Origin of the sequence: Microbacterium sp. K36 (assembly GCF_004794355.1) — a bacterium.
GTDB lineage: Bacteria > Actinomycetota > Actinomycetes > Actinomycetales > Microbacteriaceae > Microbacterium > Microbacterium paraoxydans_D.
The window spans coordinates 13,472-26,020 of the sequence record NZ_SSDN01000054.1 but is presented as its reverse complement, the minus strand read 5'-3'; the positions used below and the strand labels follow the sequence as shown (position 1 = coordinate 26,020).

Genomic DNA, 12,549 nt, shown 5'->3' with positions numbered 1-12,549 from the left:
TCTCCGTCGCGATGACCCCAGTCCAGTCGATGGCGGCCTGAGGCGGCAGTGCCGCCGCGTCATCGCTCTCCGTGCGGTTCGCACCCCGATCCCGTGACATGTGTCACGCCTCTATCGTGGGGAGCGTGAGCAGTCCTTCCCCCGCTTTCTCCGATTCCGGTCCCGGTGCCCGCCAGCTCGCCCGGGGCATCACCGCCACCTGGTGGTACACGGTCGGCGGGGTGATCTTCATCGAGCTCATGCTGGTGGCCGCCTGGCTGGGCATCGCCGTGGCACTGGATCGCTCGGGCGTCGCGCTGCTCGTCGTGGGGGTCGGCGGGGTGCTCTGGGCGGCGTCGACCGTCCTGCTGCTGGTCGACTACCGTCATCGCGTCGACGCCGGGCCCGGGGTGGGCTGGGTGCGCTTGGCCGTGCCGACCGTCGTCGCCCTGATCTACGGCGGCGCGGCGGGGGCTCTGGTCGGCAGCTGGCAGCTCGCCGCGATGCCCGTGGTGCAGGTCTTCGTGCTGGTGAGCTGGCCCCGCGGGATCCGGGTGCGCGTGGCCGTGGCCGCGACCGTCGTGCTCGTCGCTCTCGCGCTGCTCGACTCGACTACCCCCCTCGGCTCCGAGGTCCCGGTGTGGGTGCCGGTGCTCTACGGAGTCATGCTGCCCGGGATGACCGTGAGCTCGCTGTGGTGGTGGGACGTGCTCGTGGCCCTCGATCGGGCACGTACCTCGGAGGCGCGACTGGCGGCGACGCAGGAGCGCCTGCGCGTGGCGACCGACGTGCACGACCTCCAGGGGCATCATCTCCAGGTGATCGCCCTGCAGCTCGAACTGGCGGAGCGCCTGCTGCCCACCGATCCGCAGGCGGGGATGGAGCAGCTCCGCGCCGCCAGGGCGAGCGTCGACGACGCGCGGCAGGGCACCAGAGACCTCGCCACGCGGTTCCGATCTGTGCCCCTCGGCGACGAGCTGGCGAACGCCCGAGACCTGCTCGTGGCCGCCGGGCTCACGGTGGAGGCGCGGATCCACCCGGATGCGGACGCGGCACCCGCGGCCGACCTCGGCCCGGTGATCCGGGAGACGACGACGAACGTCCTGCGGCACGGACGCGGCGGTCACGCGCGTCTGATCCTCGACCGGACGGCGGACGCCTGGCGGTACGAGGTCGCCAACGACGCCGACCCCGCGGCTGAGGACGGGGCGGGCGGCTCCGGGCTCGAGGGCGTCCGCCGACGGATCGGCGAGGCGGGCGGCACGTTCGAGCAGCGTCGGGACGCCGACGAGTTCGTCGTGACGGTCACCGTGCCCGCGCGGGCGGAGATCGTCCGATGATCCGGGTGCTGCTCGCCGACGACGAGGGCATGATCCGCTCCGCGCTCGCCGCCCTGCTGCGTCTCGAAGCCGACATCGACGTCGTCGCGGAGTGCGCGGACGGCGAGGAGGCCGTCGCCGCCGCCGTCCGGCTCGAACCCGACGTGTGCCTGCTCGATCTGGAGATGCCGGGACTCGACGGCGTGCAGGTCGCCGAGAGGCTCAACCGCACGATCGCGACCCGCTGCATCGTCGTCACCCGGCACGCCCGCCCCGGGGTGCTCCGGCGGGCGCTCGCCTCCGGCGTGTCCGGGTTCGTGCCCAAGTCGCGAGGTGCGGACGAGCTCGCCGCGATCATCCGCCGCGTCGCGGCCGGCGCCCGGTACGTCGACCCGGAGATCGCCGCGGATGCGCTGAGCGACGAGCGGTCGCCGCTCACCGATCGGGAGCTGGATGTGCTCCGCGCCGGGCGTCGGGGGGAGACCACGGGACAGATCGCGCGGGCGCTCGCGCTGGCGCCGGGGACGGTGCGCAACCACATCTCCGTCATCCTCGGGAAGCTCTCGGTGAGCACGCGTCAGCAGGCCGTGCTCGTCGCCGAGGAGCGCGGCTGGATCTGACCGTCGTCACGCGTCCGTTTCGGTCGTCACGGCCTGCGAGAATGGAGGCGCCGAGTCCCGAGCCGAGGAGCACACGTGCCGTTCATCTCCACCCGCGGCGGCATGCAGCCGCAGTCGTTCAGCGAGACGCTGCTGGAGGGCCTGGCGCCCGACGGCGGCCTGGCCGTCCCCGACGTCATGCCCGAGGTCGACGGCGAGACGCTCGAGCGCTGGCGGGCCCTGACCTATCCTCAGTTGGCGACCGAGGTGCTCGCCCTCTTCGCGACCGACATCCCGCGGGAGGACCTCGCCCGGATGACGGCGGCGGCGTACGCGGACTTCCCGGACGGCGTCGTCCCGCTGCGTCGCGTGGACGACGACCTCACGCTGGTCGGCCTCTCCGAGGGCCCGACGCTGGCGTTCAAGGACATGGCCATGCAGTTCCTCGGGCAGGTGCTGGAGTACACGCTCGAGCGCCAGGGCTCGGTCCTCAATATCCTCGGTGCCACGTCGGGTGACACCGGCTCGGCCGCGGAGCATGCCCTGCGCGGCAAGGAGCGCGTCGCGGTGTTCATGCTGTCGCCGCAGGGCCGGATGAGCGCGTTCCAGCGAGCGCAGATGTTCTCGCTCGACGACGCGAACGTGCACAACATCGCGGTGGAGGGCGTCTTCGACGACTGCCAGAACCTCGTGAAGAAGCTCGCCGGCGACCTCGACTTCAAGCGCGCACAGCACCTGGGCGCCGTGAACTCGATCAACCTCGCCCGCATCACCGCGCAGACGGTCTACTACTTCTGGGCGTGGCTGCGCGCGACCGACGCCGGCGGCTGGGCCGAGGTGTCGTTCACCGTCCCCTCGGGGAACTTCGGCAACATCCTCTCCGGATTCTTCGCGAAGCAGATGGGGCTGCCGATCCGACGCCTCGTCCTGGCCGCGAACGAGAACAACGTGCTCGACGAGTTCTTCCGCACGGGGGTGTACCGCCCCCGCAGCGCCGCCCAGACCCTCGCGACCTCGAGCCCGTCGATGGACATCTCGAAGGCCTCGAACCTCGAGCGCTTCATCTTCGAGCTCGTCGACCGCGATCCGGCGCGAGTGGTCGGCGCGTGGGACGACCTGGAGGCCCAGGGCTTCTTCGACTTCTCGGCCGAGCAGCCGCGCTTCGCGGAGGAGTTCGGCATCGTGAGCGGCACCTCGACGCACGAAGATCGGCTCGCGACCATCCGCGACGTGTACGAGGCCTCCGGCGAGGTGATCGACCCGCACACCGCCGACGGCGTGAAGGTCGCGCGGGAGTACGTCGAGCCCGGAGTGCCGATGCTGGTGCTGGAGACGGCCAAGCCGGAGAAGTTCGCCGAGACCATCCACGAGGCCATCGGGGTCGAGCTGGCGTACGCCCCCGAGCTGCGCGCCATGCTCGACGCCCCCCAGCACGTGACCGAGATGCCCGACGACGAGCACGCTCTCCGCGCCTTCATCGAGGAGAACGCCCTCCACTGACCCGCGAGACCCCGCTTTCGCGCCGAAACCCCCTATCCCGGACGCCGGAGACAGGGGGTTTCGACGTGAACCCGGGGTCTCGGCGACATTGGGGGAGGGGAGAGGGGAGAGGGGGTGGGCAGTGTGCACAGAGGGAAGGGGGATCGGGGCGGAGTGCACATGTCGGGGAGGGGACGGGGGTGAGTACCGTGGCGGGCAACCCGTATCCTCCTCCCGAAGGACTCCCCATGGCACGCACGGCGCACGCAGACGACTTCGCGCTCTCCCGAGTGACTCCCGAGGCCCGCAAGCCCTGGTTCGGAATCGCCGTCCAGCGATTCGGACAGGTCTCCGCCCTCTCGCAGTTCCTCCTCGGCGCGACCCTCGGTTACAGCATGACCTTCGGCGAGGCCGTCCTCGCCTTCCTGTTCGGCTCGCTCATCCTCGAGGTGATCATGTGCGTGGTCGGCTTCATCGGCCAGCGCGAGGGCCTGAACACCGCCCTCCTGGCCCGCTGGACGGGCTTCGGCGAGATCGGCGCCTCGCTCGTCGGCCTCGCGATCGGCATCAGCCTCATCGGCTGGTTCGGCATCCAGTCCGCCATCTCCGCGCAGTCGCTCGACGCGCTCATGCCCGGTGCCCTACCGGTCTGGGCGTGGAGCCTCATCTTCGGCCTCGCCGTCACCGCGATCGTCGCCTTCGGCTTTGTGGGGATGCAGTGGCTCGCGAACATCACCGTGCCGCTGTTCCTGATCCTCGTGGGGTGGTCCGTCATCTCCGAGCTCACCCGCCACGACATCGGCGAGCTGCTCACCGGCCCTGCCCCCGGCCCGACCATGAGCGTCTGGGCGGGCACCGGCATCGTCGCCGGCGGTCTCATCGTCGGCGCGATCATCACGGGCGACATGACCCGCTTCAACCGCTCCCGCGCCGACGTCGTCAAGCAGACGGTGCTGGGCGTCTCCCTCGGCGAGTTCGTGATCGGCCTCGCCGGCGTGCTTCTCGCCCACGCGGCGGCGACCGGCGACATCGTCGCCATCGTCACCTCGTCCGTCGGGTTCGTCGGCCTGTTCATCGTCCTCACCGGCACGCTGAAGATCAACGACTGGAACCTGTACTCCTCCACGCTCGGCCTGGTGAACTTCATCTCCACCGCCTTCGGGAAGAACCTCCACCGCGTCACCACGACCATCGTCCTCGGGGTGGTCGGATCGGTGCTTGCGGCGGTCGGCATCCTCGGCCAGTTCACCGAGTTCCTCGTCGTGCTCAGCGTCGCGTTCCCGCCGATCGCCGGGATCATGGTCGCGGAGTACTACGTGGTGCGCCGCTGGCGTCCTGAGCTCGACGCGACCCGCGAGGCCGGAACCCTGCCCGGCACCGCGCCCCGGATCGTCCCGGCCACGATCGTCGTCTGGCTGGTGTCCTCGCTGGTCGGCTACTTCGTGACCTGGGGCATCCCCTCGCTGCTCAGCCTCTTCCTGTCGATGGTGCTCTACATCGTCGCCGGCAAGCTCGGCTGGGTGCGCGGCGTCGGCGTCGCGACCACCCGGCAGGCGAACCCCGTCGACAGCGCCCCCGCCGCAGTCTGAGCAGACCCGCCGGACACGAACCACCTCCACGAAAGCGAGCATCATGCACATCGGCATCGACGTCGGCGGCACCAACACCGACGCCGTCCTCATGGACGGCACCCGCACTCTGGCCGGGGTCAAGCACTCCACGACCCCGGATGTGACGAGCGGGATCGTCCAGGCCATCGAAGACCTCCGTGCGGGGCACTCCTTCGAGGGCGCCGACATCGACGCGGTGATGATCGGCACGACGCACTTCATCAACGCGCTCGTGCAGGCGAGCCGGCTCGCTCCGGTCGCGGCCCTTCGGCTCGGTCTGCCCGCGACGCGGGCCCTGCCGCCGCTGATCGACTGGCCGGAGGTCCTCGTCGAGGCCACCCAGGCGCGCAGCTACCTCGCGCACGGCGGCTACGAGTTCGACGGCCGCCCGATCTCGCCGCTCGACCCGGACGAGATCCGCGCGCACGCCGAGGACATGAAGGCGCACGGCATCCGCTCCGTGGCCATCTCGTCGGTGTTCAGCCCGGTCAACCACGACCTCGAAGTGCAGGCGGCCGAGATCGTCGCGTCGGTGCTCGGCGAGGACGCCGCCATCTCGCTCTCGCACGAGATCGGCCGCATCGGATTGCTGGAGCGCGAGAACGCGACGATCATCAACGCCGCGCTCCGCGAGCTCGCGTCCGAGATCGTCGACGGGCTCACCTCGGCGGTCCGCGCGCAGGGCATCGAGGCGCCGATCTTCCTCAGCCAGAACGACGGCACGCTCATGGACGAGGACTACGTGCGCCGGTACCCGGTCGCGACCTTCGCCTCCGGCCCCACCAACTCGATGCGCGGGGCGGCGGCCACCAGCGGCCTCGTCGACTGCGCCGTCATCGACGTGGGCGGCACCACGGCCGACATCGGGCTGCTCATCAACGGCTTCCCACGGGAGACGGCGAACGAGGTGAAGGTCGCCGGCATCCGCACGAACTTCCGCATGCCGGACGTGCTCTCGCTCGGCATCGGCGGCGGCAGCATCGTCGACGAGGAGACGGCCGAGGTGGGCCCGGCCTCGGTCGGCTACCGGCTGACGACGGAGGCCCTGGTCTTCGGCGGTTCGACCCTCACGGCCACCGACATCGCGGTCGCCGCCGGTCGTGCGCAGGTGGGGGATCCCGCCAAGGTCGCGCACCTCGACCCCGCGTTCGTGGAGCGCGTGCTCGCCCGCATCGCGGAGCGCGTCGCGGAGGCGGTGGACCGCATGCGCACGTCGCCGGAGCCCATCGCGGTCGTGGCTGTCGGCGGCGGGTCCATCCTGCTGCCCGACGAGCTGCCCCTGTTCGGCACCGTGCATCGTCCGGAGAACTACGCGGTCGCCAACGCCATCGGCGCCTCGATCGCGCAGGTCGGCGGCGAGATCGACAAGGTCTACGCGATCGAGCCGGGCCGTCGCGACGAGACGATCGCCGAGGTGCGCGCGGAGGCCGTCGACAAGGCCATCGCGGCCGGCGCCAAGCCCGCGACGGTGTCGATCATCGACTTCGACGAGGTCCCCATCCCGTATCTTCCCGGCAACGCCACGCGCATCCGCGTGAAGGCCGTCGGCGACCTCGACATGGGAGCCTGACATGAGCACGACGATCACCGCCGCCGACATCGACGGTCTCGCCCGCGGCGCGGCCGTGCTCGGCACCGGCGGGGGCGGCGACCCGTACATCGGCGCCCTCCTCGCCCGCCAGGCCCTCGCCTCCGGAGACGTCACGGTCGTGGCGCTCGACGAGGTGCCGGACGACGCCCTCGTGCTGTTCGTCGCGATGATGGGCGCGCCCACCGTCATGGTGGAGAAGCTGCCGAGCCTCGCGGAGGTCATCGAGCCGGTCAAGGCGCTCGGCATCCATCTCGGCCGTCCGGTCACCCACATCGCCTGTGCCGAGGTCGGCGGGGTGAACTCGACGATCCCGATCGCCGCCGCCGCAGCGCTCGGGCTGCCCCTCGTCGACGCGGACGGCATGGGACGCGCGTTCCCCGAACTGCAGATGGTGCTCCCGACGCTCTACGGCGTGACGGCCTCGCCGCTCGCCTTCAGCGACGAGAAGGGGAACACGGGCGTGCTGCAGACCGCCGACAACTCCTGGACCGAGCGCATCGCCCGCGTCGCGTGCGTCGAGATGGGCTGCTCCGTCATGATCTCCGGCTTCTCGATGTCGGGTGCCGCCGCACGCCAGTCGCTGGTGGCGGGATCGCTGTCCCGGTGCATCGACATCGGTCAGCGGATCGCGGAGGCCCGCGAGGCGAAGACCGACCCGGTCGCCGCCGTCGTCGAGCTCCTCGGCGGTCGCGAGCTGTTCGGTGGCAAGGTCGCCGACGTGAACCGGGCCACGACGACCGGCTTCGCGCGCGGTCGGGCACGGATCGACGGAGAGAGCGGAGCCTCGCTGACGCTGCAGTTCCAGAACGAGCACCTCGTCGCGGAGGCGGACGGGCGGGTGCTGGCGACCACCCCCGACCTCATCATGGTCCTCGACGGCGAGTCGGGGGAGCCCGTCACGACCGAGGGGCTGCGCTACGGCCAGCGCGTCCGCGTGATCGCCGCCCCCGCTGACGAGCGCTGGCACTCGGACGCGGCTCTCGCGATGGTCGGCCCGGGATACTTCGGCTACGACATCCCGGCGCACCGGTTCGACGGCACGGTCTCCGCCGGAGACGCCGCGACAGGGGCCGCCGCATGAGCTGGGAGCTGACCGCGGCAGACCTGCCCGACCTCGCCCGCGGCGCCACGCTGCTCGGCACCGGCGGCGGGGGCGACCCCTACATCGGCAAGATGCTGGTGGAGCGCGTGCTCGGCGACGGGGCGATCACGATCCTCGACCCGGACGACCTCGCCGACGACCTCTTCGTCATCCCGACCGCGCAGATGGGGGCGCCGACGGTGATGGTCGAGAAGATCCCCGCCGGCACCGAACCCACCCTCGCCCTGCGCACCCTGGAGGACCACCTCGGGCGCCGGGCCGATGCCACCATGCCGATCGAGTGCGGGGGGATCAACTCGATGATCCCGCTCATCGTCGCCGCGGAGACCGGTCTTCCGGTCGTGGACGCGGACGGCATGGGCCGGGCGTTCCCCGAGCTGTCGATGGAGACCTTCGCGGTCTACGGCGTGCACGGCTCGCCGCTCGCGCTCGCCGGAGAGCGCGGGGAGCGCGTCGTCATCGATACCGGAGACGACGATCGTCAGATGGAGTGGCTCGCCCGCGGCATCACGATCCGGCTGGGTGGCGTCGGTCACATCGCCGAATACGCCATGACCGGGGCCGACGTCCGGCGCACCGCGGTGCCGCGCACCATCTCGATGGCTCTCGCGCTCGGTCGAGCGATCCGGCTCGCCCGGGAGGAGCACCGCTCGCCGTTCGAGGCGATCGCAGCGACGCTCGCGACCACGCTCTACCCGCATCTGCGCGAGCTCTGCGTCGGGAAGGTGGTGGATGTCGAACGACGGACCACCGAGGGTTTCGCGAAGGGGCGGGCGGTCATCGCTCCGCTCGGCGCCGCGGAGGACGACACGTTCGAGATCGCCTTCCAGAACGAGAACCTCACCGCGCGGCGGGGTGGACGGCTCGTCGCGATCGTTCCCGATCTCATCTGCGTCGTCGATCACGAGACCGCCGAACCCATCACCACGGAGGGACTCCGCTACGGTCAGCGCGTCCGGGTGCTCGGCATCTCGACGCCGGCGATGATGCGCACCCCCGAGGCTCTGGCCGCCTTCGGGCCGTCCGCCTTCGGCCTGTCCGAGGAGTTCGCTCCCGTCGAGGGGATGGCCGCGTCCTAGGCTGGATCCCATGAGGCTGGAGCGGGACGACCTGGAGGCGCTCGCCCGCGGGTACGCCCTGCTCGGCTCCGGCGGCGGCGGGTCCACGACGATGCTCGAACTCATCCTCGGCACCACCGCGCCCTGGCCCCTCGACGTCGCGCCGGTGGACGCGCTGGACCCCGCCACGCCCTGTCTCGGCGTGGCCTTCGTCGGGTCGACGATGCTGCTCGGCGAGCGGATGCCCGGTGCCGCGCCCTTCGCCCCGCTGCTGCGGGCGGTGGAGAGATGGCTCGGGCATCCCGTCCCGGCGGTGTGCTCGCTCGAGGGTGGAGGGATGAACGGCCTCGCGCCGCTCACCCTGGCCGGATCGCACACCGTGGTGGACGCCGACTGCACGGGGCGTGCGGTGCCGGGACTCGATCAGATGTCGCTCTTCGTCGACTGTGTGCCGGGACTGGTCTTCGCGTGCGAGACCGGGGCCGACGGGGTGGCGCTCGTGGAGGCGACGAGGGCGATCGATGCCGAGCGCGTGGTGCGTTCGGCCATCATCCAGGCCGGAGGCGTCGGCTGCGCCGTGCTCGCCGGGTTCACCGTCGGCGACCTGCGCGAGCACGCCATCGCCGACCACCTCGCCCGCGCGCTCGCCCTCGGCCGCAGCTTCCTGGCGCACCGGGCGGCACCGCTGCCGGTCCTCGCCGAGGTCCTCGGCGGCACGCTGCTCGCCGAAGGGCGGATCGTGGCCGGTGCGTCCTCCGGCGCGGACCCCCACGTGAACGCGGTCGAGATCGCCGGACTCGGCGGAGCGGTGCATCGCATCGTCACCCGCTCCGAGACCCTCGCGGTGCTCACCGACGGCCTGCTGGTGGCCGCGGCGCCCGAGATCATCGTCCTCCTGGACGCCGTGTCCCGAGACGTCCTCGAAGTCACCGAGCTGGCCCCCGGGCGCACCGTGGCGGCACTCGCCCTCCCCGCTCCCGCATGGTGGAACGCCCGCCCGGAGCGTCGGGCCCGGGTGGTGCCCTCCGCCTACGGGCTCGTCGATCTGGACGCGGCGTGAGCGGGGCGCTCGCGCTGCCGGCGCTGCTGGCACAGGAGGAGAACGGCGTCCTCCGCCTCGTCGCGGGCCCTCGGGATGTCGCGTGGGACGCGGTGGTGGTGGAAGCCGGCGAGTCCGACCTGCCCGACGGGGGCACCGGCCGGCTCGCGATCCTCACGGCCGGGGCGCCGATCGCCACCTGGCAACAGGACGCGATGCTGCGCCGGGTCCGTGACCGCGGGTTCACCGGGCTCGCGCTCCCCGGCGCCGCCGGTGTCGACCCCGGGGCGCTCCGCCTCGCGGACCGGATCGGTCTCGCCCTGCTCGACGTCGAGAGGCCGGTCCAGCTCGCCCGCGCCTGCTGGATGCTCATCGAGGCCCGCGACGCTCTGACGCTCACGCGGGTGCGCAAGGTCGCGCAGTCGTTCGAGTACGCCGCCGACGACCTCGGCGACCTGCTCGGACACCTCGCGGCGAACCTCGGTCTGGGCGTCGCCCTCGTCGACGCCGCGGGAGTGCTCCGTGAAGCCGGCGGACACCTGGACGCCGAACTGCACGCGGCGATCCGCTTCGACGCGTGGAGCGACAGTGCCAGGGCGGGGGAGGGCACGGCCGCCTCGGTGCGGGTGGACAGCCCCGGCCGGTCCGGTCTGCGTCTCGTCCTGTTCGGCCACGGCTTCGGAGAGGCACAGCTGCGGTCGCTCCTGGTGGCCGCGGAGGTCGCCATGCCCGCGGTGGCCGCCCGCATCCTCATCGACGAGATCGCGGCCGTCAACGACGTCGCGGCATCGTCGGGCCTGCTGCGGGACTTCGTCGAGCTCCGCGGAGCCGCCGATGCCGATGTGGAACGGCGCATGGCGGAGCGGGGGTGGCGCACCGGCGGGCATCACCTCGGCTTCCGCATGGTGGCGCGCAGCCGGGTGGAGCCGCTCGCACTCCTCCGTGCGATCAGGCCCGGGCTCAGCGCGATCGACGCCGAGGCGCACGCGACCACGGCGGGTCGAGGCCTCAGCGGCTGGCTCTCGTTCGCTGAGGCCCCGGGGCCCGATCGCATCGAGCGGGCCGTGACGGCACTGCGCGACCTCCACCTCACGGCACTGCGCGACTTCGCCGTGGCGACCGGGGTGGGCTCGGCGCAGACCGGGCCGGAAGGACTGGCGGCGACCCTCGACGAAGCCGGCGACGCCGCACGGATCGCCGCGGCCCGGTCGGCCACCGGATGGTTCGTCCGCGTCGACAGCCTCGGGCTCGAACAGCTCCTGCTCGCCTGGACCGGCAACGACACCTTCGTCCCGGCCGCGCAGTCGCTGCTCGCCCCTCTGGCCGAGGGGAGCGGCGAGCTGCTCAGGACTCTGTCGGCCTACCTCGACCACGAGTCCGGCATCGCGGCCACCGCGGCCGCTCTCGGGCTGCACCGCAACACGGTGGCCGTGCGGATCCGCCGGGTGCAGGAGCTCCTCGGGATCGACATGAACGACCCCGAGGCGCGGCTGGCGCTGCATCTCGCGTGCCGGGCGGTGCTGCCGGGCTGAGCCCGGAGCACACCGTCCGGGGTCACTCCGGGTCGCCGTGCAGCATCCAGGCGATCCCGAAGCGGTCGACGAGCATCCCGAACGTCCCGCCCCACGGCGGCACATCGAGCGGCATCGTGATCGTGGCGCCTTCGGAGAGGCGGTCCCACACCTGCCGGGTGACCTCCTGGGTGTTGCCGCTCAGGGACACGGAGACGCCCTGCGGCTTCTCGTAGGTCATGCCCTCCGGGGTGTCCGAGGCCATGAGCACGAGGCCGTCGGGGGTCGTGAGCTGCGCATGCATCACGAGGTCCTTCTGGCTCGGATCCTGCACCATGTCGGGGAAGTCGCCGAAGACCGTGATGTCGAGATCTCCGCCGAGGACTCCCCGGTAGAACTCCATGGCCTCGCGGGCCTCGGTGCGGAAGGACAGGTAGGGATTGAGGTTCGCCATGCGTGCTCCTGGTCGCTCGACTGCTGGAAGACCCCCGCCCCTCCTCAGTCTGCGCGCGCCGGCACCGCCTCGGCAAGCCATTCCGTGAACGTCTGCGTCCCGCGCACGGCATCCGGTCCCGGCAGCGCCTTCCCCGCGCGCATCCCCGCCATCTGCGGGCCGGGCACGTTCAGCGCCGGGATCCAGCCTCGGTACCCGATGCGCCGAGCGAACGCCCGCACCATGTCGGCGAGCTGCTCCTCGCGGGGGCCGGCGAGATCAGGCACGCGACCCCGCGCGCCCCCGGTCGCGAGCGTGGCGAGTCGTTCCGCGACCTCGCGGGCCGCCACCGGCTGCGTGCGCGCACGCGGGGCGAGATGCAGAGGTCCCGCCTTCGCGCGCGAGAACATCTGCGCGGCGAACTCGTGGAACTGCGTGGCTCGGAGGATCGTCGAGGGGACGGCGGACGTGGAGACCAGCTTCTCCTGGGCCACCTTGCCCGCGTAGTAGTCGTAGGGGATCCGGTCGATGCCGACGATGGAGAGCAGGACGATGTGTCCCACCCCGGCGTCCGCGGCGGCGGTGAGGAGGTTCCCGGTGGCGGCCGTGAAGAACTCGATCGCCGTGCTCGCCTTCAGAGCCTCGACGCTCACGACATCGATCACGGCATCGGCTCCGTCCAGCGCCGCCTCCAGCCCGCGCCCGCTGACCAGGTCGACGCCGTGCGAACGACTGAGCACGACGGCCTCATGACCGGCGCTCCGGACGGCCTCCACCGTGGGCGTGCCGACGACGCCGGTCCCTCCTGCGACGACGATCCTCATGCGTC

General features: G+C 71.8%; 11 protein-coding genes. 9 read left to right on the top strand and 2 right to left on the bottom strand.

Annotated features, from left to right (window positions below; translation table 11 throughout):
* The first annotated feature begins 125 nt into the window (after window positions 1–125).
* The 9 genes from DW296_RS04670 (at window position 126) to DW296_RS04630 (ending at window position 11,308) form a co-directional block, all read left to right on the top strand.
* Entirely contained in the window at window positions 126–1,319 is a 1,194-nt protein-coding gene (locus DW296_RS04670) for a sensor histidine kinase (RefSeq protein WP_240742984.1), read from the top strand.
* Window positions 1,316–1,918, top strand: a complete 603-nt coding sequence (locus tag DW296_RS04665; protein WP_025104505.1) for a response regulator transcription factor — start codon at window positions 1,316–1,318, stop codon at window positions 1,916–1,918. Before DW296_RS04670 ends, DW296_RS04665 begins: the two co-directional genes overlap by 4 nt.
* A gap of 75 nt (window positions 1,919–1,993) precedes the next feature.
* Complete coding sequence (gene thrC / locus DW296_RS04660) at window positions 1,994–3,397, top strand: threonine synthase (protein WP_136051291.1); 1,404 nt, start codon at window positions 1,994–1,996, stop codon at window positions 3,395–3,397.
* Window positions 3,398–3,624: 227 nt separating this feature from the next.
* Window positions 3,625–4,965: a purine-cytosine permease family protein gene (locus DW296_RS04655; RefSeq protein ID WP_136051290.1), complete on the top strand. Its 1,341-nt coding sequence runs from the start codon at window positions 3,625–3,627 to the stop codon at window positions 4,963–4,965.
* Between the two features lie 43 nt (window positions 4,966–5,008).
* Window positions 5,009–6,556, top strand: a complete 1,548-nt coding sequence (locus tag DW296_RS04650) for a hydantoinase/oxoprolinase N-terminal domain-containing protein (protein WP_136051289.1) — start codon at window positions 5,009–5,011, stop codon at window positions 6,554–6,556.
* 1 nt (window position 6,557) lies between these two features.
* Window positions 6,558–7,658 (top strand): DUF917 domain-containing protein, encoded by a 1,101-nt coding sequence (locus DW296_RS04645; protein WP_136051288.1) that lies wholly within the window; start codon window positions 6,558–6,560, stop codon window positions 7,656–7,658.
* A complete protein-coding gene (locus DW296_RS04640; protein ID WP_136051287.1) occupies window positions 7,655–8,758 on the top strand; it encodes a DUF917 domain-containing protein in 1,104 nt (367 codons plus the stop codon). The genes DW296_RS04645 and DW296_RS04640 overlap by 4 nt, the downstream gene beginning before the upstream one ends.
* 10 nt (window positions 8,759–8,768) lie before the next feature.
* Window positions 8,769–9,797 (top strand): S-methyl thiohydantoin desulfurase domain-containing protein, encoded by a 1,029-nt coding sequence (locus tag DW296_RS04635; RefSeq protein ID WP_136051286.1) that lies wholly within the window; start codon window positions 8,769–8,771, stop codon window positions 9,795–9,797.
* Entirely contained in the window at window positions 9,794–11,308 is a 1,515-nt protein-coding gene (locus DW296_RS04630) for a helix-turn-helix domain-containing protein (protein ID WP_205807819.1), read from the top strand. Before DW296_RS04635 ends, DW296_RS04630 begins: the two co-directional genes overlap by 4 nt.
* Before the next feature lie 22 nt (window positions 11,309–11,330).
* On the opposite strand, the gene DW296_RS04625 is transcribed toward DW296_RS04630, so the two are convergent.
* Window positions 11,331–11,741 carry a VOC family protein gene (locus DW296_RS04625; RefSeq protein WP_025104497.1) on the bottom strand — a complete coding sequence of 137 codons (411 nt, stop codon included), beginning with the start codon at window positions 11,739–11,741 and terminating at the stop codon, window positions 11,331–11,333.
* A 44-nt stretch (window positions 11,742–11,785) separates the two neighbouring features.
* Window positions 11,786–12,544, bottom strand: coding sequence for an SDR family oxidoreductase (locus tag DW296_RS04620; RefSeq protein WP_136051284.1), 759 nt, complete (start codon window positions 12,542–12,544; stop codon window positions 11,786–11,788).
* Between the last annotated feature and the right edge of the window lie 5 nt (window positions 12,545–12,549).

Coding starts and splice junctions, on each gene's coding strand:
- DW296_RS04665 (WP_025104505.1), top strand. CDS start 1,316: ATGATCCGGGTGCTGCTCGCCGACGACGAGGGCATGATCCGCTCCGCG.
- DW296_RS04655 (WP_136051290.1), top strand. CDS start 3,625: ATGGCACGCACGGCGCACGCAGACGACTTCGCGCTCTCCCGAGTGACT.
- DW296_RS04650 (WP_136051289.1), top strand. CDS start 5,009: ATGCACATCGGCATCGACGTCGGCGGCACCAACACCGACGCCGTCCTC.
- DW296_RS04645 (WP_136051288.1), top strand. CDS start 6,558: ATGAGCACGACGATCACCGCCGCCGACATCGACGGTCTCGCCCGCGGC.
- DW296_RS04640 (WP_136051287.1), top strand. CDS start 7,655: ATGAGCTGGGAGCTGACCGCGGCAGACCTGCCCGACCTCGCCCGCGGC.
- DW296_RS04635 (WP_136051286.1), top strand. CDS start 8,769: ATGAGGCTGGAGCGGGACGACCTGGAGGCGCTCGCCCGCGGGTACGCC.
- DW296_RS04625 (WP_025104497.1), bottom strand. CDS start 11,741: ATGGCGAACCTCAATCCCTACCTGTCCTTCCGCACCGAGGCCCGCGAG.
- DW296_RS04620 (WP_136051284.1), bottom strand. CDS start 12,544: ATGAGGATCGTCGTCGCAGGAGGGACCGGCGTCGTCGGCACGCCCACG.